General features: G+C 59.8%; 21 protein-coding genes and 1 other RNA gene. 14 read left to right on the forward strand and 8 right to left on the reverse strand.

What is annotated here, in order from left to right:
• Window positions 1–183 precede the first annotated feature (183 nt).
• The 13 genes from AAAV44_RS02155 to AAAV44_RS02215 all read left to right on the forward strand — a co-directional run bounded on the left by AAAV44_RS02155 (window position 184) and on the right by AAAV44_RS02215 (window position 18,484).
• Window positions 184–3,708 (forward strand): FctA domain-containing protein, encoded by a 3,525-nt coding sequence (locus tag AAAV44_RS02155; RefSeq protein WP_349114339.1) that lies wholly within the window; start codon window positions 184–186, stop codon window positions 3,706–3,708.
• Window positions 3,701–5,365: an isopeptide-forming domain-containing fimbrial protein gene (locus AAAV44_RS02160; RefSeq protein ID WP_349114341.1), complete on the forward strand. Its 1,665-nt coding sequence runs from the start codon at window positions 3,701–3,703 to the stop codon at window positions 5,363–5,365. Before AAAV44_RS02155 ends, AAAV44_RS02160 begins: the two co-directional genes overlap by 8 nt.
• A gap of 114 nt (window positions 5,366–5,479) precedes the next feature.
• Window positions 5,480–7,240 carry a SpaA isopeptide-forming pilin-related protein gene (locus AAAV44_RS02165; RefSeq protein WP_349114342.1) on the forward strand — a complete coding sequence of 587 codons (1,761 nt, stop codon included), beginning with the start codon at window positions 5,480–5,482 and terminating at the stop codon, window positions 7,238–7,240.
• Window positions 7,241–7,752: 512 nt separating this feature from the next.
• Entirely contained in the window at window positions 7,753–8,721 is a 969-nt protein-coding gene (locus tag AAAV44_RS02170) for a hypothetical protein (RefSeq protein WP_349114344.1), read from the forward strand.
• Window positions 8,703–9,476 carry a hypothetical protein gene (locus tag AAAV44_RS02175; RefSeq protein WP_349114346.1) on the forward strand — a complete coding sequence of 258 codons (774 nt, stop codon included), beginning with the start codon at window positions 8,703–8,705 and terminating at the stop codon, window positions 9,474–9,476. Before AAAV44_RS02170 ends, AAAV44_RS02175 begins: the two co-directional genes overlap by 19 nt.
• 132 nt (window positions 9,477–9,608) lie before the next feature.
• On the forward strand, window positions 9,609–10,526 hold the full coding sequence (locus tag AAAV44_RS02180; protein WP_157758027.1) for a class C sortase: 918 nt from the start codon (window positions 9,609–9,611) through the stop codon (window positions 10,524–10,526).
• A 327-nt stretch (window positions 10,527–10,853) separates the two neighbouring features.
• On the forward strand, window positions 10,854–11,165 hold the full coding sequence (gene gatC / locus AAAV44_RS02185) for an Asp-tRNA(Asn)/Glu-tRNA(Gln) amidotransferase subunit GatC (protein ID WP_349114347.1): 312 nt from the start codon (window positions 10,854–10,856) through the stop codon (window positions 11,163–11,165).
• Window positions 11,165–12,679, forward strand: a complete 1,515-nt coding sequence (gene gatA, locus AAAV44_RS02190) for an Asp-tRNA(Asn)/Glu-tRNA(Gln) amidotransferase subunit GatA (RefSeq protein WP_349114348.1) — start codon at window positions 11,165–11,167, stop codon at window positions 12,677–12,679. The genes gatC and gatA overlap by 1 nt, the downstream gene beginning before the upstream one ends.
• Window positions 12,679–14,355 carry an Asp-tRNA(Asn)/Glu-tRNA(Gln) amidotransferase subunit GatB gene (gene gatB, locus AAAV44_RS02195; protein ID WP_349073813.1) on the forward strand — a complete coding sequence of 559 codons (1,677 nt, stop codon included), beginning with the start codon at window positions 12,679–12,681 and terminating at the stop codon, window positions 14,353–14,355. Before gatA ends, gatB begins: the two co-directional genes overlap by 1 nt.
• Before the next feature lie 780 nt (window positions 14,356–15,135).
• Window positions 15,136–15,381, forward strand: coding sequence for a DUF6110 family protein (locus AAAV44_RS02200; RefSeq protein WP_055250999.1), 246 nt, complete (start codon window positions 15,136–15,138; stop codon window positions 15,379–15,381).
• A gap of 78 nt (window positions 15,382–15,459) precedes the next feature.
• On the forward strand, window positions 15,460–17,475 hold the full coding sequence (locus tag AAAV44_RS02205) for a heavy metal translocating P-type ATPase (RefSeq protein WP_349114349.1): 2,016 nt from the start codon (window positions 15,460–15,462) through the stop codon (window positions 17,473–17,475).
• 143 nt (window positions 17,476–17,618) lie between these two features.
• Complete coding sequence (locus tag AAAV44_RS02210; protein ID WP_349114351.1) at window positions 17,619–17,972, forward strand: hypothetical protein; 354 nt, start codon at window positions 17,619–17,621, stop codon at window positions 17,970–17,972.
• Window positions 17,969–18,484: a PIN domain-containing protein gene (locus AAAV44_RS02215; RefSeq protein WP_349114352.1), complete on the forward strand. Its 516-nt coding sequence runs from the start codon at window positions 17,969–17,971 to the stop codon at window positions 18,482–18,484. Before AAAV44_RS02210 ends, AAAV44_RS02215 begins: the two co-directional genes overlap by 4 nt.
• Window positions 18,485–18,542: 58 nt before the next feature.
• Here the strand turns inward: AAAV44_RS02215 and AAAV44_RS02220 are convergent, their stop codons facing one another.
• A complete protein-coding gene (locus AAAV44_RS02220) occupies window positions 18,543–18,977 on the reverse strand; it encodes a hypothetical protein (protein ID WP_349114354.1) in 435 nt (144 codons plus the stop codon).
• Between the two features lie 238 nt (window positions 18,978–19,215).
• On the opposite strand from AAAV44_RS02220, the gene ssrA reads away from it, so the two are divergent.
• Window positions 19,216–19,579: a transfer-messenger RNA gene (gene ssrA / locus AAAV44_RS02225) on the forward strand.
• Between the two features lie 104 nt (window positions 19,580–19,683).
• Here ssrA and AAAV44_RS02230 read toward each other — a convergent pair.
• The 7 genes from AAAV44_RS02230 to AAAV44_RS02260 form a co-directional block, all read right to left on the reverse strand.
• Window positions 19,684–19,995 (reverse strand): hypothetical protein, encoded by a 312-nt coding sequence (locus tag AAAV44_RS02230; protein ID WP_346971874.1) that lies wholly within the window; start codon window positions 19,993–19,995, stop codon window positions 19,684–19,686.
• Between the two features lie 3 nt (window positions 19,996–19,998).
• Window positions 19,999–20,811: an N-acetylmuramoyl-L-alanine amidase gene (locus AAAV44_RS02235; RefSeq protein WP_349114356.1), complete on the reverse strand. Its 813-nt coding sequence runs from the start codon at window positions 20,809–20,811 to the stop codon at window positions 19,999–20,001.
• 3 nt (window positions 20,812–20,814) lie between these two features.
• The gene (locus AAAV44_RS02240) at window positions 20,815–21,120 is read right to left on the reverse strand and encodes a hypothetical protein (RefSeq protein WP_117637892.1); all 306 of its coding nucleotides are present in this window, start codon (window positions 21,118–21,120) and stop codon (window positions 20,815–20,817) included.
• A 13-nt stretch (window positions 21,121–21,133) separates the two neighbouring features.
• Window positions 21,134–21,559 (reverse strand): hypothetical protein, encoded by a 426-nt coding sequence (locus tag AAAV44_RS02245; RefSeq protein WP_233514508.1) that lies wholly within the window; start codon window positions 21,557–21,559, stop codon window positions 21,134–21,136.
• 74 nt (window positions 21,560–21,633) lie between these two features.
• Entirely contained in the window at window positions 21,634–21,879 is a 246-nt protein-coding gene (locus AAAV44_RS02250) for a hypothetical protein (protein WP_117637890.1), read from the reverse strand.
• Window positions 21,876–23,078, reverse strand: a complete 1,203-nt coding sequence (locus tag AAAV44_RS02255) for an RNA-directed DNA polymerase (protein ID WP_349114358.1) — start codon at window positions 23,076–23,078, stop codon at window positions 21,876–21,878. The genes AAAV44_RS02250 and AAAV44_RS02255 overlap by 4 nt, the downstream gene beginning before the upstream one ends.
• A gap of 364 nt (window positions 23,079–23,442) precedes the next feature.
• On the reverse strand, window positions 23,443–23,913 hold the full coding sequence (locus AAAV44_RS02260; protein ID WP_229065309.1) for a hypothetical protein: 471 nt from the start codon (window positions 23,911–23,913) through the stop codon (window positions 23,443–23,445).
• Window positions 23,914–24,010: the final 97 nt, after the last annotated feature.

Consider the following 24,010-nt stretch of genomic DNA (forward strand, 5'->3'; position numbering starts at 1 on the left):
AACGAAAGCAAATCTGAGTAAATGTCAAGAGAATTGAGAACTGGCTACAAAAATGTCGGTTTTGTTGCTCGGATGTTTAAACAATAGTTACAATAGTATTACTAAGCGAGCGCAATTACAGATTGCGCAGATACGTTTGATGGTGAAAGAGCAAGATCGCGGTCTCTTGGGGAGGAGACATCGATGAAAGCGAATTCAGAAAAAACTAAGCAGAGTAAAAAAGCGACGCGCCGTGTACTGGCAGGCGTTTTGTGCGGAGCCTCCGTGTTGAGCCTGGTACTGTCGCTCGTCATGCCTCCAATCTCGCAGGCCATTGCCAACGATGTCCAGACGGTTTCTGCCGAGGAAACTGTGATGGGGGGGGGTTCCTCAAGTGAGTCTACTGATGTAGACAACACCAACAACGGGGATACCGAAAACCACATTAGTGTCGAGACCGAGGGCGACGAGACCTCTGGTGGCGCTGTCGCGACGGGCCTGTCGCCCGATGACACGGAAGCAAAAAGTGCTGAGCAGCCTGCCGAAGACGACACTAATGGTGAAGACGCAATCGCGCCTGCTGCGGAGAATGAATCAGATTATGAAATTCGCAACGGGGCAGAGCTGAGCTCAAAGCTCCTTAACAATAAACTGCGTGATGGAGCCGGCGCTGCTACTTTTAAGCTTATGGCCGATATCGACTATGACGATGAGATTAGGCTCGAACAGTCCAGCGACAATCTCATCAATATCACCTTGAACTTAAATGGTCACAAGATTAAGCACGATGATAGTAATGGCAAGCCTCTGTTTGATATTGCTAAGGGCGCGACGCTTACGGTCGTGGACGACGTGGACTCTGGGCACATTCAGGAGGATGTTGACGACGGCCAGCAGCTGCAAGATAAGGACGAGCATCTGACACCTGAAAATTATGGCAAGACGGCAAAGATGACTTATGACAAGAATGGCATTCCGACTGGCCTTATCTATTACGTAACCGAATCGACTGCAAGTGGTGTAGGTACCACTGAGAAGATCTATGAGCACAAAGCGACTATTCAGGGCGCAATCGTTGGAGTCACCAAGAACTCCACGATGAAGCTCATTAACGTTTACCAGGGCGGCACGTTTAACCTTCAGGGCGGTACGCTTACGCAGAAAGAGGACTGCAATGTCGGCAGCCTCATCTATGCCGAGAACGGTTCTACCGTCAATATGAGCGGTGGCTACGTATGCGGTGCCTCTACGGGAACTTCGGGTACCGGTGCGGGCATTATGGTTAATACAAACGGCAATGTATCGACCCTCAGTCTGATCGGCGGTGTTATCGCTGCAAACTACGCTCCCAAAGGTGCCGGCGTGTACTCGAATGGCTCGAACGTTTCCATTTCGAAGGACGCGGTTATTTCGGGTAATGCGACGTTCAATGGGGAAAGCGACCAGCCTGGCTATGGTGGCGGCATTATGGCCGTAGGCGGCAGCGTAACCGTTTCGGGCGGCTATATCACGAATAATAGAATGGCTAAGTTCTGCGGTAATGATGGCTGGGGTTGCCATGGCGGCGGCGGGCTTGCTGCCAATAACGGCGCCCATGTCAGCATTTTCGGTGGCCAGATTACTGGCAATTATTCCGAGGAAGCCGGTGGCGGCGTTTACGTTACCGATGTGGGTCGAAATGACAAGCCTCGTACGGGAATGGCGTGGCTGCATATCACGGGAGGGATTATTGCCTCTAATGTAAGCTATCAATCTGAAGGTGCCGGCATTCGCGTGGGCCAGATGGTTGACGCGATGATTGGCGACGCTACGAGCAGCAAGGTCTACATTACGAATAACCATTGCATGTCTCGCTTTGACTGGGGCGGTGGCGGTATCTTCGTCCAGGGAAACTCGGATGCGGGTAAGGAAAAGACCGCTGGTAGATTATTTGTATACAACTCGTACATTAGCAGCAATACCGCTGGTGGCTATGGCGGCGGCGTAGCAGTCTGCCCCACGGGCAAGACGTTGGTAACGAACACTAACGGCACGGCAATCTTTGGCAATTCGTCTGCTGGCAGTGAGCAAAATGCCATCGATTATAAGCCGGCAGATGGAAAGTATAATAATGGTACGCCCCATCTTTCAGCTGGTGGTGCTGAGGGTTTTGATAAGACTGAAGATCAAGATGCATACAATTCGAAGGTGTTTCGCGAGAACGGCCATGCCGATTTCTTCCTTGTGGCAAAGGCTGGCCATAAGGAACCGCTTGCGGCAATAATCGGCAAGATGCTCGGCGGCGAAGATGCCAAGTATCGGGGAAGCAAAGAACGCAGTGATAACAAAGAACCCAGTGATAACGACGAACTCTATGAGGCTATCACTATCCCTGCCAATGGCGGCGTGAAGATTTATCGGAGCGTCGGTCTGACTTCGGATGTCGAAGTTGGAAGTGATGAAGCGAATAAAGCACAGGATGCCGCTACAACTTTCATCACGGGCAACTATTCCTGGGACCATGGCGGTGGCATCATGTCGAATGGCGACCTGTACCTGGGTCAGCCTGCGGATACATACGTCTATCCGAGCCTTAAACTGAAGGCGTCAAAGGCGCTGAAAAATAAGCAAACCGGAGTAGAAGAAACGCTCGCCAAAGATCAGTTCTCCTTCGCTGTCTATCGTAGGGATTCGGCCACTGCGACGATGCCCTCTTGGAACAAAGATGAATTCAACAATGGCGGCTGCACCTTGGTCGGAACTGCCAAGAATGAAGCTGACGGCAACATCACGTTTGACCTTGGCGAACAGTTCATTGATAAGACTGTTGAGGCTAACAAGATTACATACTACTTGGTCGAACAGACCGGTGGAGTCTCTGGCATTGAGTACGACCACACTGTGTACGAGATCGAGGTGCAGCTCACGGACAACAAAACTTTGCTCATGAAGGTGCCGAAAAAGGATGATCCGAACGATAACGTGGAGCTTTACGTTCATAACTGCACGATCGCAAGCGTGAGCGTGACCAGGCACTCCGAGGATCAAAGCAGCCCGCTGGGTGGGGTGCAGCCGGGTGAAGACGGCTACTATTCAATTGGTTGCTCCGATGGATCAAAGACCTTCACCAACAAGTACACTCCGTACACCTCCAGCGGCTCTTGGAAGCCCATGGCGACCAAGGTCGTTGAGGGCGGCGAGATGAAGGGGTTTACGCTCGAGTTTGCGGATAATACAAAGTTCAAAGGAGATAGTCTCAAGACTGTGACGACCTCTGCGACGGGCACGAATCCTCAAACGTTGATCTTTGATCCCATCAGCTATGACTTGAGCAAACTCGAGGGTGGGGATACCACCAAACACGGTGCTTCCAAGACCTTCACGTACTACGTGCGTGAGAAGAACGATAGCTCGATTTCCTCGCATTACAAGTTCGATCAGTCGGTCTATAAGTTCACGGTTGTTGCAACGGACAATACCGAGGGAACCATCAACTGCAAGGTGACCTACAGGAAGGGAACCGTCGACTCCGATGGCAAGTGGGTGGAAGACGTTAATAGCGAAGACCACGACCTCACCGACACCTCCATCCCCACCTTCACCAACACCTACTCCACCTCTTTGCCCCTTTCTGGTATGTCGGGCGTCACTCTGACGTACCTTGCCGGCGCGGCGGTGCTTTGCGCTGCTGCGGCCTGGATGCACATTCGTCGCAAGGCGAATGTGAAGGGAGGTAAGCGTCGTGAATAAGAAAGTTTGCTCCTTCCCGATCTTGTTTGCGCTGCTTGCCCTCCTGATCGGCACCTGCGCGGTTGTGTTCCCCGCTTCCGCGCAGGCCGCGCCGACCTCGACCGGTTCCATCACGGTGAGCGGCACCGTGGCGAGCAGCTACGACGCCTACCAGATCTTTAGCGCCAACGTCGTCGACGGCGACAGCGACGCCAAGATCGCCACCGACCTCGCCTGGGCAAGCGACGCCGTGCGCGACGCTGCGTTGCCCGTTCTGCACAGCGCCGGCATGTCCAATTCCCAGACCACCGCGCAGGAAGCTGCCGAGTGGCTCAACACCGATTCCCACCTTACGAGCGCGCTGAGCGCACAGCTCGCTCGTTCCCTCCAGAGCTCTGATGCCGAGTCCGTGCCCCTTAACGCGGGCACGACGGCCGAGCTGTCCTGTGGCTACTGGCTCATCGTCGCCGACGACGACGCCATCGCCGAGGGCGAGGCCGGCACCGCGCCGATCATGACTCTTGTGGGCGGCAGCGCCGTCACCGTCAAGCCCAAGGCCGCGACCCCCAAGGTCGCTAAGCACGTGCTGGAGGACAGCACCGCCGCCTGGCAGAAGGCCGCCGACGCCACGGTCGCCGACGACCTGTACTGGCGCCTCTCGGCCACGGTCCCGGCGGGTCTTACCGCCTACGACACCTATACGGTGCAGTTCGTCGACACCATGAGCGCGGGGCTCGACCTCTCCAAGTTCGCCGCGAGCATGCGCGTGTACGTGGCGGCGGGCGCGGACGGCGGCTTCGACGCCGTCTCGGCCGGCAAGGACGGCCGCGCCGGCACCGAGCCCGCGAAGGGCTGGACCGACATCACGGCCCAGTGCAGGGTCTCGGTCGACGGTAAGACCTTCACCGTGCGCACCGGCGACCTGATCGCCGCGCTCGGCGGGGCCGACGCCTTTACCGCGGGCGCCCGCGTTGTCGCCGTGTACAACGCGCCGCTCAACAGCGCATGCAATCACGGTATCGCGAAGGGCAACCCCAACGAGGTCTACCTGCGCTACCCGCGCTCTCCCTTTGCCGACCAGTCGGGCGACGCCGGCTTCACCTGCACGCCGAGCGACGATGCGTGCGCCTACACCTGGGATCTCGCGCTCACCAAGCGCGGCAGCGACGGTGACAAGCCGCTTGCTGGGGCGGTCCTGAGCATCGCCGACGACCGCGGCCGCACGCTAGCGGCCGACGGCACGTGGGATGCGGAGGGCAAGGCCACCGTCACCACGGGCGAGGACGGCCGTGTGGCCGTCTCGGGCGTGGACTCGGGCAAGCTGGAGGTCCGCGAGCTCAAGGCGCCCAAGGGCTACACCGCCTTTGAGGGTACGCGCTCTGTGACGGTCAAGGCCGAGGGCCTGGACGTCGACCAGGTGGCCGCTTCCAAGCCCAAGCTCACCATCACGGCCGAGTCGCCCCTGCGCGCCGACGGCGCGGACGGGTCGACGGGCAGCCTGGAGGCGTCGCTCATCAACTCGCCCGCCGGCACGCCCCCTAGCATCTTCACCGGAGGCTTTATGCCCTCGACTGGCGATATGGCAATGTACGCCGCGGCCGCCGTTGCGGTCGTCGGAGCCGCGCTCATCGTGGCCGCGCTCCTGGTCAAGCGGGGAGGTGGCAGCCATAAAGAGTAGCTGGCAGCCCCACAGAGAGCGGGGCTAGACGTAACGAAGCAGATGCTTAGAAACAGACAGATGTTTTTAGATCAAATGAAATTCAAGCAGAAAGCAGAGGAAAAGAAGATGAGCATGAGCAAGAACATTGCACGCCTGGCAGTGACGGCAGGCCTCACCGCAGCGTTGAGCTTCGGCGGGGTTATGGCACCGGTGACGATGGCGTTTGCTGAGGGTACGCCGGTGGCTACGACGAGTGGCAACGTGACGATTAATGAGGAGACCTACAAGGATACGACCTTTAAGGGTATTCAGATTTTCAAGGCTAAGGTTACGCAGGACCAGAAGAGCGAGGGAGTCTGGGATTCCACTGGCGATAAGACCCTTTCCGATATTGATTGGGCAAATAATTCCGTGAAGGCTGCAGTGACTACGGCGTTTGATAATGTTGATAATGGCTCTAAACCTAGTGATTTGCCTAACGATAATTCCGCTCAGGCATGGGTCAACTTCATCAATAACCACAGTTCTGAAGTTGTGGGCAATAACGTCAATGCCGGAAGTGTGCTCGACATGATTGCTAAGTCGCTTGAAGGCCAGACGTGGACAGATGCGAAGAGTGGTACCCCGGGAACATTTGAGGGCATCGATGCCGGCTACTGGCTCTTTGAAACGAAGTCGGTCGGTGCAACTACTGGAGCAGATCGCAATAAAGACGCTTACACCTCACCGATCTTCGCTGTCGTCGGTGGCGAAGATGTAAAGGTGGAGCCCAAGAAGGATGTCCCCAGCGTTACCAAGGCAGTCAAGGACGATAACAACGGTAGTTTTGTGACAGATGGGAACAGGGACGTTTTCGAGGCGCCCAATAGGGTTGCGGACTCTGCATCCGACCAGCTGATTGAGTACCAGCTTGCAGGTACCGTGGCCAGCAATATCAATACTTACGAAAAGTACAGCTATACCTTTACTGATGATCTGCCTTCTACGATGGTTCCCAACCTCTCCGACGGTAAACCTGTTGTTGAGGTCAAGATTGACAATGCTAAGGTCAAGGAAGGCTACTACACTGCGAACTACGTCACTGATCAAGGAAAGAACGAGCTTGTTGTTTCTTTTGACAACCTTAAGGGAGAAATTAAATCTGACAAGGATAAGGATATTACCGTTAGTGGTAGCTCCAAAATCTATGTGAACTATAAGGCAAAGCTCAACCCTACTAAGGTTAACGCCGATATACTCGGTAAAGGCCAGAAGAATACCGTTACTCTGACCTATTCCAATAACCCCCACTCTAACGAAACAGGTACAACAGTCGTGCATCCCGCCTACGACTACACCTACGGCATTGACGTCACCAAGGTTGGTAATGAGGAAACCCCTAAGAAGCTCTCCGGTGTTGTGTTCAAGCTGCAGGAGAAGAACGACGAGGGCGAACTCGAGAATATGTTCATCGATTGCACCGGTGTAAAACAGACGAACGCCGAGAAAGCCAAGCTTACCACGGATTCCAGCGGCAAGATTAACGTTGTCGGTCTCGATGAGGGCACTTATGTCCTCACAGAGGTCACGCCCGCACCTGGCTACGATAACTCTCACGGCGACAAAGGCATCACGTTCACCATTACAAGCGGTGAGCTTTCCGAGAACGACACCACCGTGGTTACCCCTAAGGCTAAGGTAACTGATGGAGACAATCAGGCGCTCGTCAAAGTCGAAAACTCCACTGACGGCATGGTGCACCTCACCGTTACCGATAAGAAGGGCTCCAACCTCCCGCTGACCGGTCTCAACGGCGTGACCTTCACCTGGATCGCTGGTGGCGCGGTGCTGTGCATCGGCGTGGCGCACCTCATCCGCAGCCGTAAGCAGGCTGAGGAGTCCGAGCAGGAGTAACGCTCGCTCACCCATCCCTTTGGCAGGTGGGATGTGATGGCCATGAGACTTGCGGACACTTTTCTCGTCCATCCACGTTCTTGCTTTGCCATTCTTTTTTTCGGGGCAGACTCCGCACTGGAGTCTGCCCCGTTTTTTGGACAACACAGGCAGCCTCCACCGTCCGATGCGGACTCATCCGTCATCGCGTTTCTTGACTCGTATGAGGTTCGGTTTAAGGTCCGTAGGCGCTCGCGCGGTGCGGACGGTGGAAGGCATTTGCGCCGCAACAAGCGCAAATAAGAATGCCCGGGGTTAGAGGCCCGGGCATTTAACAAAACCAGAAAACTAGGCCGCCCGCGCTCCCAAACATTTACGCGGGGTGCGTCGTTTTCTATTGATATTGTATCCCGAATCGCCCCACCGATTCGGAACATTTTGAAAACTCAAATGCTGGCCTACGCACGAAAGGAATCTCGTTAATTCCGAAAATTATGTATAATTCCAATTAAAAATGGAATCAAACGAAAACGATGGAAATGAACGAAGCGCTAATCTACTTACAAGAAGCACTAGGCCTCTCTGCCAAGACCAAAAATTGGCCTGGATCCGCACGCTTGCCGCTGCATCTGCGGGCGATTGAGGTCCGCGCTGTTGACGCAAACGGTTTTTCGTTTTTGCTTGCAAGTTTGCCTACTGGCGTCGGGCTTCCCGAGGCTAAGAGAGTCTATAGTCAGCTAGCCTTGCGCGCGGAAACTCCTGTTGTCGTTTCGTTTCCTGATGCCGATGCACGTCAGCGCAAAGCATTGGTCTCACAAGGGATTCCCTTTGTCTGCCCCGGTAGACAGGCTTTTCTTCCATTTATGGGTACAGCCTGCACGGAGAGGGGCGGTGTCCGGTTTCGCAATCACGCGACCAAGATGTCGCCCAACGCGCAGGCTGCCGCAATCTGGGGAGCAACCCAGGAGCCATATCGTCCCTATGACCTTTGTCGTGCGCTTGGGATCTCGGCAAGCCGTGCGAGTGAGGCCATAACCGAGCTTGTCGACAGGGGGCTCGCGAGGCGCGAGCGTCGCGAGCGACGTGTCGTCGTGTTCCCTGTTGCCGTTGATCTTCTGCTCAGTGAGCACATGTCAGAGCTCTCCTCGCCTGTCTCGAAGGTCTTTTTTGCAAGGAAGACGCCGAAGATCGACTATCTTGTTGACGCCGGGGAGACGGCGCTCGCCGCGCGTTCGATGCTCGCTGCACCGGGCATGGAACAAAAGGCCGTCTTAAGAAGTACATGGCGTCAACTGAGCGACCTCGAAGTCGCAGACGGGGAGTTGCCGGATAACGAGACGGCGATGATCCAAGTGTGGCGCTATGCGCCCGTGTTTGCCGGCTCCTCCCGTGTCGACGACATTTCGCTTGCGCTATCTTTGGCGGCAATCGACGATGAACGAATTCAGCTCGAAGTCGATCGCATGTTTGGAAAGGAATATCCATGGCAAGAAGCGCTGTAGAAGGTCTCCAAGAATTTCAGCAGCATATGCAAGAAGCCGCAGGATCGTATGCCCTTATCGGCGGCACGGCATGCGACATTTTGCTCGCGGAGGCGGGACTTCCGTTTAGGGCGACTCACGATTTTGATGTGGTAATTGTCGCCGATGACCGGTTGCCTCAGACGGCAGAAGCTATATGGACTTTGGTGCGTGATGGCGGTTACCGCTGCGGCTGGGGCGAAGGCAAAGGCTCATGTTTTTATCGGTTTACAGAGCCTAAGATGCCGGGTTACCCCCATATGATTGAACTCTTCGCGAAGTGCCCCGACTTTCTAAAGGGTCGTGAGGGGATTGATGTGGCGCCAATTCACGTTGATGAAAACATAAGCAGTCTTTCGGCAATTTTGTTGGACGATGCTTACTACAGCTTGTTCCTTCAGGGAATTCGAACCGTAGGCGGCGTTTCGGTCCTGGGGACGGAATACATTGTCCCGTTCAAAGCGAAGGCGTATCTCGACCTAAAAGCTAGAAGGGAAGCGGGGGAGAACGTTGATTCGAGGAAGGTAAAAAAGCATAAACGCGATGCGCTGAGACTTGCTCAGCTGCTTGGCGAGTCGGAAGGTGTCGATCTGCGCGGAGAACTGAAGGACGATATGCTTGCGTTTGTCAAAGATTGTGAGGTGGGCGACGTCAATCTGAAACAGATTGGGGTTGCGGGCGTAACGATGGCGCAATTGCTCGAGACGATGAAAGCAACATATGGCTTGATTGGTTGAGTGGGGTTACGTGGCCCGGACGGTGCAGCCAAGCTTCGTTGTCCGGCGCATGAGCTCGCTAATCGGCTATTATTTGTTTAGACAACCTGAGCTGTAGAGGAGTGACCGGCGATGGTGCAGGGCGCCAAACATATGAAGAGCAATAACGCCGCGGCCAATGGCGGCTCAAGCCCTCAGCCCAAACCTCAACCAAAGCCCAAGCGCCGTCGCAAGCGGCTGCCGCGCTGGGCCGACCGGCTCATCACCATCGTCATCATCCTCATTGGCGTGGGCCTTATGACCTGGCCGTGGATCTTGGACCGGCTCGAGGCCTCGGGCGTGTTCAACCAAATCAGCACCGTGTCCAGCACCGTGGACGCGCTGTCTGCCGAGGAGCGCGAGCGCATCCTGCTCCAGGCGCGCTCCTTTAACGAGCAACTGGCGGGCGAGGCCACCGAGCTTCCCGCCGACCAGATCGAGCCCTACGCCCAGCAGCTCATCTTTGACCGCGACCCCATGATGAGCTGGGTCGAGATCCCCTCCATCGACGTGAGCATGCCCATCTACCACGGCACGAGTGAGGAAGTCCTTATGGCGGGCGTCGGCCACCTGGAGGGCACGAGCCTGCCGGTGGGTGGCACCTCGACGCACTGCGTGCTCACCGCGCACTCGGGCATGCGCAACCTGAGCATGTTCGACGACATCCATTCGCTGGAGCCCGGCGACCTGGTGCTGCTGCACACCATGAACAAGACGCTCGCCTACAAGATGGTGGACTCCGAGGTGGTGCTGCCCGAGGAGATGGAGTCGCTGACCATCGAGCCCGGCGCCGACAAGGTGACGCTCGTCACCTGCACGCCCTACGGCGTGAACGACCATCGCCTGCTGGTGCACTGCGTGCGCACCAAGTACAACAAGAAGGACGTCGACAAGCAAAAGTCGCTGGCCGGCCGCCACTGGGGCAAGCGCGAGTTCGCCGTGCTCATCGTGGTCGTGGCCATTGTGCTGTTGCTGCTGGACATCGTGATCCACGCGGTCCGCAAGCGCCGCAAGGCCAAGGCCTCGGCATAGGACATCGTTCAGAAGCACCGCAATGGGGGACAGGCACCTTTGTGGCGGTCGGGGACTTCCAAACCATCACAACATTCGATGAAAATCTCGATTTTGACGATAAACGTCGAATGTTGTGATGGTCTTCGTTATGGGCGCGACGGCTTTCGTTGCGGACAGTACGGTTTTCGCTATGGACGGTGCGGTTTCGCTGCAGAACCGCCAGCCTGCCGCCTGCCAGCCCGCCGCCCTCGTTACGTTTTCGCTGCATTTAGGTAAAGCACCTGCTCCAAGTGGCGTTGCCTTGTATACTAGAGCGGTTTATCTGTTATGCGGAAGGGAGCGCCTATGGCACTCAGCGAGAAAGATGTGCGCGGCATCGCCGAGTACGCAAAGATCGCACTGACCGATGACGAGCTCACCCAGATGACGTCCTACCTGAACGACGCCGTCCAGATGCTCGAGCCCGTCCTGCAATATGACTTGCCCGACGTGGAGCCCACGTTCCGTCCCATCGGAAGCCTGTCCAACGTGATGGGCGACGACCTGCGCGAGCCCGAGCGCGACCTGCCGCTCGACGTTGCGCTCGAAAACGCCGGCAGCGCGCGCGACCGCTACTTCCGCGTGCCGTCCATTTTGGGAGAGGGGGAGAGCGAGTAATGGCGCTAAGCTTCGATTCCCTTACCGCCGCCCAGATCGCCGCGGGCGTTGCTGCCGGCGACTTTACCGCTACCGAGGTGGCCAAGGCCTCCCTTGCCGCCATCGAGGCGCGCGAGGGCGGGGTCCAGGCATTCCTGCAGGTGGCGCCCGAGCTCGCGCTCGAGGCCGCTGCGCGCGTGGATGCCGACCGTGCCGCAGGCAAGCCGCTGCCCCCGCTCGCGGGCGTGCCGCTGGCCATCAAGGACAACATGAACCTCGTGGGCACGCGCACCACCTGTGCTTCCCGCATGCTCGAGAACTACCAGAGCGTCTACACCGCCACCTGCGTCCAGCGCATGCTCGATGCCGGCTGCCTGCCCATGGGCAAGGTCAACATGGACGAGTTTGCCTTTGGTAGCTCTACCGAGAGCTCGGCGTTCCACCGCACCAATAACCCCTGGGATACCGAGCGCGTGCCCGGCGGCTCCTCGGGCGGCTCCGCTGCCGCCGTCGCCGCGGGCGAGGTCGCGCTCTCGCTGGGCTCGGACACCGGCGGCTCCATCCGCCAGCCGGCGTCGCTGTGCGGCGTGGTGGGCTTTAAGCCCACGTATGGCGCCGTGAGCCGTTACGGTGTGGTTGCCTTTGGCTCGTCGCTCGACCAGGTGGGACCCTTCGGCCGCACGGTCGAGGATGTCGCGCTGGCCATGAACGCGCTTACCGGCGCGGGCCACGATCCGTACGACTGCACCAGCCAGGATTGCGCCGTCGACTTTACCGAGCACCTCAACGACAGCATCGAGGGCAAGCGCGTGGGCATTATCCCTGCGTTTATGGAGGCCGAGGGCCTGACGCCCGAGGTCAAGGCCGCTGTTCAGCGCGCCGCCCAGGAGCTGCAGAACCAGGGCGCCGAGCTGGTCGAGGTCGACCTGCCGCACCTGGACGCCGCCATCGCCGCCTACTACGTCATCGGCCCTGCCGAGGCGTTCTCCAACCTGGCCCGTTTTGACGGCATTCGCTACGGCTATCAGGAGGAGGGCTGCGCCAACCTGTCCGACCAGAGCTCGCTCTCGCGCGCCCGCGGCTTTGGCGCCGAGGCCAAGCGCCGTCAGATGCTCGGCGCCTACCTGCTGAGCTCGGGCGTGTACGACAAGTACTATTACGCTGCGCAAAAAGCCCGCACGCTCATCACGCAGGACTACGACGCCGCGTATGCCAAGGTGGACACCATCCTCATGCCCGCCTCGCCGCGCACGGCCTTTAAGTTTGGCGAGATCAGCGACCCCACGCAGATGTACCTCTCCGACCTGTACACCATCTCGCTCAACATTTGCGGCAACGGTGGTATCTCGGTGCCGCTGGGCCTGGGCGAGGACAGCAAACTGCCCGTTTCTGCCCAGCTGGTTGGTCCGGCCTTTAAGGACCGTCAGCTGCTCACGTTTGCCCGCGCCCTGGAGCGCGGCTTTGCCGATGCCGCCACGGGTGCGCCCGCGCTTTCCGTTGCGCCCGATTTTGCCGGGAAGGGAGGCGAGCTGTAATGAAGGAGCTTTCCGAGGTCCTGCAGGATTGGGAGGCCGTGATCGGCCTGGAGATCCATACCGAGCTCACCGCACTCGATACCAAGATGTTCTGCAACTGCAAGCTCAGCCACGATGACGAGCCCAACGCCAACGTGTGCCCGGTGTGCCTGGGCCTGCCCGGCGCCCTGCCGGTGCCTAACAAGAAGGCAATTGAGAGCATTGTTAAGGCCGGTCTCGCCACCAATTGCGAGATCCAGCGCCACTCGATGTTCTACCGCAAGCACTATTTCTATCCCGATATGGCCAAGAACTTCCAGACTACGCAGGGTCCGGTTGCTTTTGCCATGTACGGTCACCTGGATCTGGACGTGACCGGTCGCGGTGCCGCCGAGCGCCCCGACTGCGCGTTTGGCGAGGCCGAGGCCCAGAGCCTGGCGAGCGCCTCGGCCAACGCCGAGGGCCTGTCCACGTCCATGACGTCGACCATGCGCGAAGGCAACCAGCGCGCCGGTCACCTGGCCAGCTACGACGCGTCCAACCTGCAGATGCCCGAGCGTCGCGAGGACGGTTCCTACACGGTGCCCATCCGCATTCTGCGCATCCACATGGAGGAGGATGCCGCCAAGATGGTGCACGTGGGCGGTGCCGAGGGCCGCATTACCGCTGCTGCCGAGTCGCTCGTCGACTACAACCGCTGCGGCACGCCGCTGATTGAGCTCGTCACCGAGCCCGACCTGCGCACGCCTGAGGAGGCTCGCCTGTTTATGGAGAAGCTCCGTCGCATTTTTGTGACGCTGGGCATTTCGGACTGCTCCATGGAGAAGGGTTCCATGCGCTGCGACGGCAATGTGTCGCTGCGCCGCCGCGGCGAGACCAAGCTGGGCACCAAGACCGAGCTCAAGAACCTCAACTCGTTTAAGAGTCTGCATGACGGCCTTGCCTACGAGATCTGCCGCCAGGCCGAGGTGCTCGAGGAAGGCGGCATCATCTATCAGGAGACCCGCCACTGGGAGCCCAGCCGCAAGCGCACCGTGGTCATGCGTGTGAAGGAGACGGCCGACGACTATCGCCTGTTCCCCGATCCCGACCTGGCGCCCTTCGATCTGGACGACGAGTTCATCGACCGCTGCCGAGGCGAGATCCCCGAGCTGCCCGATGCCAAGCGCGCCCGTTTTGAGGCCGACTTTGGCATTAAGGCGGCCGATGCCGAGCAGATTGCTGGCGACCCGGAGTTTGCCGAGTTCTTTGAGGCTGCCGCTGCCGGTATGGCTGGCAAGGAGGCCCAGACGGTCGCAAACCTGCTGGTGAACGAGATGATCGCCTACCTTAAGGGTGCGGGTGTGTCGCTGACCGAGTCCGGTATTGCACCGGCTCAGGTGGCAGCGCTTGCCAAGTTGCTCGCGACCGATGCCATTAGCTCCAACCAGGCACACGAGGTCTTTGAGGCCATGGCCCAGACCGGCGACGATCCCAACAAGATCGTCGACGAGCGCGGTATGCGTCAGGTGAGCGATGCTGGTGCGCTGCAGCCGATTGTGGACGAGGTGCTGGCAAACTGTGCCGATCAGGCGCAGCAATATCGTGACGGCAACCAGAAGGTTATCGGCTTTTTGGTGGGCCAGTGCATGAAGGCGAGTCGCGGCAAGGGCAATCCGAAGCTCTTCAACGAGTTGCTGAGAACGTCGCTCTCGTAGCTGCGAGGCCGGGGAAGCCCCGAGTCGCCGGGGTATTTCCTCCAAATTTCAAACAGTCCTATGCAAGACGAAGGCCACATTTAGTGGCCTTCTTTGCATGCGGAACTCATTTGGAGCAAACACCCCGGCGACTCGGGGCTTCCCCGGCCAGACGACTCGGCCGTTCGGGTCAGGCGGGGCTGAATGGAATAGAGTGAATGGGCGTGCCGTCGGCACGCCCATTGTTTTGAGGGGAACTCATTGAGAGGCAAGGCCCTGCGCCCGGCCCCTCGGTTCCGTGACGACTCGGCCGTTCGGGTCAGGCGGGCTGAATGGAATTTGGTGATGAGGGCGCCGTTGGCGCCCTCATTCTTTATGGATGTTGAAAACGAAGGTGAATACTTTTCCGCGAAGTGAACGACCTATTTTGGACCCCTGAAACATCAACACTTTTCTGGCTCTGTTTCCTGCGGTTTTGTCGAGTTTTTCCTGCGGTTTTGCTGGCGAAAAATGCAGATGTTTCGGGGGCCCGATTTCACTCGTTCACTTCGCGGAAAAGTATTAGACCTCGATTTGTTGGGTCGGGGGAGAGCCTTTCTTGGATGCCGGAGATGTACGTTGCGGCAGGCGGATCGCCAGAAGTCGGCTGTTCCGCTCCTCAAGATTTCCAAAAAGTTAACCTTTGTTGAACTTAATAGTTAGATAAACTAAACTATTTTCCAAAAGTGTGCTCGAGCAAACTTGTTTACTCGGGTGCTGAGGCACCGTGCCGCGTCCAATGCGGCAAAAGGGAGAAGCAACATGAAGAAGTCGACGTTTAATACCCTACTTGTCGGTGGCGGTTTTCTGCTTGGCACGGCCGGCATCAAGCTGCTTACCAGCGCTCCGGTCAAGAATGCCTGCGTGCAGGGTATCGCGTGCGGCATGCGCATCAAGAACGGCTACCAGGACATGGTCGAGCAGGCCAAGGCCAATGTCGACGACATGGTTGCCGAGGCTGCCTACATCACCCAGAGCGAGGCCGCTGCTGACGAGGCAGCCGAGTAACGCTCCCAGGCACAAACTATGAGATTCTCGATTATTAGCGAGATCCCCGGCAGGACCCGTCTTCAATTGGCGGGTCCTGTGCCAGAGAGCGATCTCGATGCACTTCTTAAGCTTGGCGGCGATATCGACGGCGTGCACAAGGTGCGCGTTTATGGCCGTATTGGCCAGATGGCGCTCGAATACGACGAGCGGTGTCGTGCGGGCGTGCTCGACGCCTTGGGTGCGCTCGATGCCCAGGCCATTGCCGACGCAAAGACGGGTTACGTGATGCAGCTTGAGCCACGCAAGCACAAGCTCGTCATGGATCTCGCCACACTTATCGGCGCCCACTACGCGCGCCGATGGTTCTTGCCGACGCCTCTGCGTGCGGTGTTTGTCGTGGCCGGTTACATGGCATTTTTGCGCGCTGCCCTTCATGAGCTGGCGCAGCCGCGCCTGACCGTTCCCGTGCTCGACGCTTCGGCCATCGGCATTTCGTTCGTCAAACGTGATGTCGACACCGCGGGCCAGACGATGTTCCTGCTCAACGTGGGGGAGCTGCTCGAGGACTACACCCGCGCCATGAGCGAAAACGAGCTCATCAACTCGCTGCTCGATGTGCCCGACAAGGCGCAAAAGGTCGTCGGCGACACCGAGGTAAGCGTTGCCGCGACCGAGCTCGAGCCCGGCGATCTGGTCGCCGTGCGCACTGGCATGTCCATCTGCATCGACGGCGTGGTTGAGCAGGGGAGCGCCATGGTCAACCAGGCGACCCTGACCGGCGAGCCGTTGGCCGTCGAGCGCAGCGCAGGCGACGACGTGTTCGCCGGCACCGTCGTGGAAGACGGCAGCATCTTGGTGCGCGTGCGCGCCAACACGGCGCAGACCAAGCTGCGCTCGATCGTCTCGCTCGTGCAGACGGCCGACTCGCTCAAGTCCGAGGGCCAGTCGCACATGGAAGACCTTGCCAACAAGATCGTCCCGTGGAACTTCCTGCTCGCGGGCCTTGTCGCGCTCACCACACGTAGCCTCATTAAGACCTCCGCGGCGCTGATGGTCGACTACTCGTGTGCACTCAAGCTCACGGGTTCCGTTGCCGTCATGACCGCCATGAGCGATGCTGCCAAGATGGGCGTCATGGTCAAGGGCGCGAAGTACTTTGAGTCGTTTGCCAAGGCAGACACCATCGTTTTTGATAAGACCGGCACGCTGACCGAGGCGCAGCCGCGCCTGGCTTGCGTGCTCACGACCGACGGCTGGAGCGAGGACGAGGTCCTGCGTCTTTCCGCTTGCTTGGAGGAGCATTTTCCCCACCCGGTAGCGCGCGCCGTGGTCAATGCGGCACGCGAGCGCGGGCTCGAGCACCGCGAGCGTCACGCTGCTGTCGAGTACATCGTGGCGCACGGCATCGCTTCGTCCATCGAAGGACGTCGCGCGATTATCGGCTCGGCACACTTTGTGTTTGAGGACGAGCATGCCCAGCTAGAGGCAGAGACGCAAGAGCAAATTGAGTCCCAGATGCAGGGCTTGTCGCCGCTGTATCTGGCGGTCGATGGCACCGTTGTGGGCGTGCTCGGCATCGAGGACCCGCTTAAGCCCGGGGTCCGCGAGGCCATTGCCGACCTGCACGCGTTGGGCGTTAAGCACGTGGTCATGCTCACGGGCGACTCGGAGCGCACGGCCGAGCGCATTGCTCGCGAGGCAGGTGTCGACGAGTTTAAGGCCGAGCTGCTGCCCGAGGACAAGTACGCGTATGTGGAGCGGATTAAGCGCGAGGGACGCCACGTTGCCATGGTGGGCGACGGCGTCAACGACTCACCGGCGCTGGGCCTGGCCGACGTGGGCCTGGCAATGGGCGGCGGCAGCGACATCGCCAAGGAGGTCGCCGATATCATCCTGACCGACACGGATCTGGCCGCAATCGTGCGCCTGCGCCGCATGAGTCAGGGGCTTATCGACCGTCTGACGAGTTCGTATTCCAAGGTGATGCTCACCAACTCGGCGCTGTTGGCATTGGGTATTACCGGCATGATCACTCCGCAGACTTCGTCACTGCTGCACAACGGCTCAACGATCGCCTACAGCCTGGGCAACGCAAAGGCGTACCTGCGTTAGCAGACGTGTCCGCCCACGTTATCTGGCCTGCGCCTGGACGGCATCGGTGTCGTCCAGGCGCAGGCCTTTTGCATTTGACCATTTGCTAGCTTCTTTATATCTTGTTGCTAGCAAGGCTAGCAATTGAAGGGAGCGGGATCGACGTGGGTGCTGTTAGCGGCATGGCGCAGGTGAACGTTCGCGTGGATCGCCAGGTCAAGAACCGTGCCGAGGAAGCGCTGCGGCTTTCGGGCGCCTCGCTGCCCGAGCTTATCAAAAAGGTCGTGGCAAAGGTTGCACAGGGCGGCGGTTCGTGCGAAGAGGTGCTGTCGGCCGTTGACGACCAACTGCCTAGTGCTGGTGCCACCTCGCTGTTCGCCGCATCATGGGCGGCGGCGGATCAGCTTTACGCGGACCTGGGCATCGCTGCGTCGCCCGTATCCGACGATCGCGATTGGGACACAATCTATTCCGAAGCCATGGACGAGCGCTATCGCCAAAAGGGGATGATCCTGTGAGCGGGGCGCCTCTCAAGATTATGGTGGACGCTAACGTATGGGTTGATTCGTTTTGCGTCGACCATGCCGAGTCGCTTGCCGCGCGTGCGTTTATTGGGCAGGCGGCGGAGATGGGGGCATTGCTGTTCTTTCCGGTGCATATCGCCAAGGACGTGCTGTACGTTGTCCAACACGAGCTGAAGCGTAGCGTTTTTGCCAGCGGGGGAGCGCTCGACGAGGCTTCTGCCCGCGCGATTGGCGATGCGGCGTTGGCGTTTGTTCGGAACATGACCGAAAACGCCACGGCCGTGGGTGCAGATGCGTCGGATCTTTGGCTGGCCGACAAATACTTAACGCTCCATCGCGATTACGAGGACAACTTGGTGCTCGCCGCGTGCAAGCGCGCACAGGTCGATTACTTGGTGACTAACGATCTCAAGCTGCTCGAACATGCCGATCTTGCAGCGAAGACCCCGCGCCAAATGATGCCGATTCTTGCTTTGGCCGAACGCGGCGGCGCGGCTATCGGTTGACGCGAACTGTTTGCGGGCCTCTTGGACGACGATGCGCCAAGGGGCCCGCGTCTGCTATTTACAAAAGCTCGGCCTTAATAACGGGAGCCTCGGCGAACTTTTCGACAACCTTTTCGTCGGAATCGTTTAGTGCTGCCAGACTGCGGTAGACCCACTCGTTGACCTGGGTGTTCTTGACGCCTGCGGTCTGCATAAGGGCGCCTACCTCGCGGATTGCTGCGAACAGATCGGCTTTGGGACCCGCGAGCTCGACCTCGATGCCGTGGTAGGCGGCCACGCCGCGGTTCTCGCTCACGTGGTCGATAAAGCCCTCGACGGTCTCAAGCTGCTGGGCGAGAGCTACATTATCGTCGGCGTCCAGCGCAACAAGGGCGTTCGATACCGTGAGGGCGGGATGTCCGCAGGGAACAAAGCCCTCGATGACATCCATAGCTTCGGTAATGGTTGAGCCCAGGCCTGCGAGGGCATTGACGAGTTGCTGCTTGGTATCCATAACGGTCCTTTCGACGGGGCAATTTTGCTTGGCGAAAATATACGTGACGCGATCGGTAGCAAAAGTGCGAAGTGCGGCGCACATTGGGGTCTTCACAGCTCGTGCATAGAACAGCTGCCTGCCTTTAGAACGTGGTAAGATAGCTATCCACGAGCGGGGTTCACCCGCGTGTTCCTTGAAAAGTCGACGGTTATCGGGTGTTTGCAGACCCGATACCATCCAGACTTTCCCGACATTCGGGGGCGACTGGTTTCGACACGATAGCTCTGAGAGAGGAAGCAAGCCGAGGTCTCCTCGCCTCGTTAAACAGGGGTACCGTCAAATTGAATTGACAATAACTCTTCTTTTGAGCCTATGGCTCTCGCTGCTTAGTTTATAGCGGCGCGTCAACCCGGTGATTTCCCCGACACCGGCGCGACGTCATGTTAGGGGAATGCTCCTGCGCACGTAATCGGTATGGCGCAGGCTAAGACCGAACCGGTTAGGACGCCGCGAGCGTGTCGCTGCGCGCAAAGCGTCCGAGACTAAACCAGCGACTGAGCTTGGAGATGCCAATCAGGGGGCTTTCGTGGACCGGAGTTCGATTCTCCGCGCCTCCACCAACTGTTCAGTAGGCGAACATATGCAGGTGTTCGTCGTTAGGCGGGCGTTCGTATTGCTCGTCGAATAGAAGAAGCCGCTCCATACGGGGCGGCTTCTTTGCGTTTTAGGCCTGCGGCATGATCTCCTGCTCGCCGTCCTCGTCCATATACGGCATGAGGAACACGCCGCCCTGCTCGGTGGTAAGCAGCAGGTACTCGCGGTTGTGCTCGTCGCACACGATTTCCTGGCCGATGCCCTCGGGCAGGTCGTATATGGGGCCGTCCGTGCGGGCTGGCCTCACGGTCATGTCCTGCGCTCCCATGGCCTGCGACGCGCAGCTGGCGGCGGCCAGAACGATGAACAGCAGGACGACCGCCGCGAGGATGGGGCCGCACCCGCCGTTGCGCTCCTCGTCTGCGGGGCTCGGGTACGGCATGGCCTATCCCACCTTCACCAGATAGTCGTCGGCCTCTGGCTTGCCCGTGGCCTTGCCCACGGCGATGTAGCGCGTTGCGCCGCTGTAGCCCGTGTATCGGCCCCACACGTAGCCGTCGGCGATCTTGTACCAGTTATCCAGCGTCACGGTCTCGCCGCTGGAATAGTGCGCCACCTCGGTGCCGCCCAGGCCGGGGGCGTCGCGCACGCGCAGGTAGTCCACAGTGCAGCGGTAGGTGCCGCCGAAGTTCTCGGTCGTTTCCTGCTGCGCAGGCTGCGGCTGCGGGACGGCTGCGGGGGCGCTTCCAGCAGTGATGCCGAAGCATTCCAGGTAGATGCGCGCCAGCTCGTCCAGGTTGCCGTTGAACTTCTCGCGGTCGCCGTCGTTGTCGATGAAGCCGTTCTCGCACAGGCGGTAGTTGATGCCGCGCGCGGCGGCTCGGTTCGGGTTCGCGAAGTCGGAACGGCGCACCAGCTTCTCGGAGCGCCCGGGCATGAACGCCGCCAGCTTGTCGGCCAGCGCATTGTCGTACTCGTCAGGCTCGAAGCCCTCCTTGATGATGACGTGCGCGCCGTGGGCCGTGGCGATGCCGCTGGCGTCCATGTGCAGCTCCACCACTGGCGCGTCGGTGCTCAGGCGGTTAAGCCCGCCGTCGGCGTACCAGTTGCGGGACGTATCGCCCAGCTCGACCTCGGAACCGCCCAGTTCTTTGATTCGCTGGCCCAGGGCGCGAACGCGCTCGGCCTCGGTGCAGCCGCCTGCGCAGCAGCCGGGGTCGCCAGCGCCGTGGCCGCAGATGATGAACAGTTTAGCCATTGCCTACTCCTTCCCGCCTACGGTCACGCCCAGCAGGGCGTCGAGCCACTTGGATGTGATGCCTACCGACTTGAACAGCGTGTAGGCCGCCTGCACGCCGCCTACCACGGCGAAGGCGCACGTGACCCATGCGCCCGGGTCTGCGGGCACGCCGCCCACGAAGCCGGTCACGACGCCCGCCAGGAGCGAGCAGCCCAGCGCCAGGATGCGCGCGGCCTTGCCGGTCATGGCCTCGGTCTTGATCAGCTGCACCGCGAACGGCACGGCGAAAGACAGCACGATGGCTGCGATTGCTTGCATTTCTGTCATTTCGGATTCCTTTCTATCGAGCCGATTCCTTGTAGAGCAGGTCGACGCGGTCGGCGATGTGGTCGACCTTCGCCGCCATGCCCTGGCTACGCGCCTGGCTGTTCGCCAGGTCGGCGTGCAGCACCTCGTTGGAGGTCACGACGGACTCCATGAGCGCCTTCATAGCCTCCATCAGCGCGTTGCTGCGCTCCATCTGCGCGGCGATGCGGCCCTCCATCTGGCTGCGCTCGCGGTCGCGCTGCGCCCGCTCGTTCACCTCGTCCTGCTTTCGCTCTTCGCGCTTGAGGTCGATGTTCGCTTTGCGCTCGTTCTGGGCCTTGAACTCTTCGAGGAACTGCTTGCCGAAGTACAGGACCACTAGGACGAGCAGTGCGCCGAAAAGCGACCCGGGGCCGTACGGCGCGAAGATTTCCAGCACGTCGGTCATTCGTTTTCTCACCTCCTCGAATCGCTGCCGCGATTGTCCGCGAGGTGTCGCCGGGCAAAAGAAAAGCGCCCCCGAAGGGGCGCTCGCTACTCCTGCGGCGCTTCCGGCTGGTCGGGCTCCATGGCTTCCAGCTCGTTGATGCGGTCGCGCCACGTCTGGCGCTGCGAGATGATCTCGGCCACCTCCTTGGCAGCTGCGGCGATGGCCGAGAGCAGGTCGGTGATGGACGATGCGGAGAAGATGCGCTCCACCGCCTTCATGACCTTGTAGTCGCTCTGCTCAAGCTGCTGTTTGTAGCCGTTGATCTCCCCGGCGATTTCCTGTTCCGTCATGGGTCGCTCCTTCCGTTGCTAGGGTAGGGGCATGTTCCCATCCGTGTCGCCTCCAGGTTTGGATTGCATTGAGCAACCCCCCCCGCGGGATTTCCGAACAGGCTGCGGTACAGCGCGTCCATGGCCCGCACGCTGCGGTGCGCGTCCAGCCGCTTCATGCCTCCGCGCCAGCTCTGGTAGCTCTGCTCCACCTGCTCGGGGGTCATGATGCCATCGGCGACCATGCGGGCCATCTTCTTGAGCTTGCGGCGCTCCCGCGTTATGGAGTCTCGGCACGGCTTCACGACTATGCGGCCCGTCTCCGTGTAGAAGATGCGCTTCTTCAGCCACGTGAACCCGCGCGTGAGCTTCACCACGCGCGTCTTGCGCGGGTTCAGCTCGATGCCCAGCTCGGCGCATTTGCCCTCTATCAGCAGCAGGCACACCTGCAAGTAGTCCTTGGACTCGTGTATCAGGTAGAAGTCGTCCATGTAGCGCCCGTAAGACTCGGGGCGCAGCATCTCGGTCACATAGTGGTCGATGCGGTTGGGGTGCGCCACCGCGCATATCTGGTTCGGCTCGCTGCCCAGCCCCAGGCCCACATCGCCCTGCGCGTCTATCAGGCGGTGCTCCAAGGCGACCACGCGCGGATCTAGCAGCGCGGCAGCCACCTGGTCTTTGACGGGTTGGTGCGCTATGCGCGCGAAGTAGTCGGAGAAGTCGCCCAGGAGGATGTAGCCCTCGCGGCCGTGCCGCCTCCAGTGGTCGGCCAGGTGGCGCTTGAGCAGCTTCAGGGCGTAGTCGGTGGCGCGCCCCTTGATGTTCGCGGAGTTCGCGGCTATGAGGGTGGGCACGATCGCGGGCACGAGCGCGTTCTGCGACAGCGACTTCTGCACAACGCGCTCGGGGAAGTGCACGGCGCTGATATGGCGCAGCTTTCCGCGCTCCCACAGGTCGAACCGTATGAAGCCCCGGCATATGTCGCGCCCCTCCAAAAGGTCGCGGCGGGACAGGACGGCGTTGCGCAGGTAGCTTTTCATGTATCGCTGCGTGGATGCCTTCCACATCACGCCTCGTGCGGCCTGCTTCGATGCCTTGCACAGGCTGTTGAGGTCGGCCACGGTATCAAGCGTGCACGCCTTGACGCGCTCGGCCTTGGCCTGCGCGCGCCTCTCCTCGCGGCGCTTGCGGCGCGCCGCCCGCCTTTGCTCGGAGTTCACAGGAGGCACCCCGCGCGGCTTGCAATGTGGCTCTGGCAGCCGCTTGAGGTATGGCCATGAAACGCGGCGAAGCCACGGAGCGCCGCGCCATGCAAGCAGCGTCCGGCCACCCTCGCGGGGTGCGTATTTACGGGCGCATGCCCGACGGTCGCGCCTTCCTTCCTCTTCGCGCTCTGCTTTCGGCCCTGGGGCCTACTCGGTCTGGCAATAAGGGAATCCGGGGCGGGGGCGAACCCAGACGTTCGTCGCCGAGTTGTAGTTGGCATTGCCGTTGTTGTTGACATAGCACACGTTGGACGCGGAGCCCGACGTAACGGAACGCAGCCACCAATTGTACCGATAAACAAGGCGCGACCGCCGTCCATTATAGCGAACGCAGGCGCTCTAGCTCGGCCTCGGCCTCGGCTATGCGCTCCTCGGTGGACTTCTTGCCGGTGACGCGCACGTTCTTGCGCGCGCCCTTCAGCAGCCTGATCTCCTCCTCGACCATGGCCGCCAGCTCCTCGAAGCGGTTGGCGTTCACGGGCAGGCCGATATCCATGAGGCACTGCATGTCCAGCATAAGCTGCTCGCAGTCCGCTATGGCCAGCGTCAGGTAGCGTTTCCTCTCCAGCGCGTTGAACGAGCTGTTGGGATAGAAGCAGTCGGCGCGGTTGACGTTGTACACGATGCTGCGCGCCGTCTCCACGGTCGGCACCGCGTTCAGCAGCCTGTAGGCCTTGGGCACTACTGAGGAGGACGCCATCAGCTTATTAACCTCCACGCGGATGGCGATGGCCTGTGTGAAGAACTTGTACTCGGACACCTCACGGTTGCGCTGGTAGACGCCGCTCACGTGCACCTCCTGGGGAAACTGGCGAAAAAAACGGCCCGCTTCGCGGGCAGGAGGCGACCGCGCAAGGCGGTCGCCTAAAAGCAGAGTATAGAGCACT

The sequence above is a fragment of the Collinsella sp. CLA-AP-H1 genome, assembly GCF_040092945.1.
GTDB lineage: Bacteria > Actinomycetota > Coriobacteriia > Coriobacteriales > Coriobacteriaceae > Collinsella.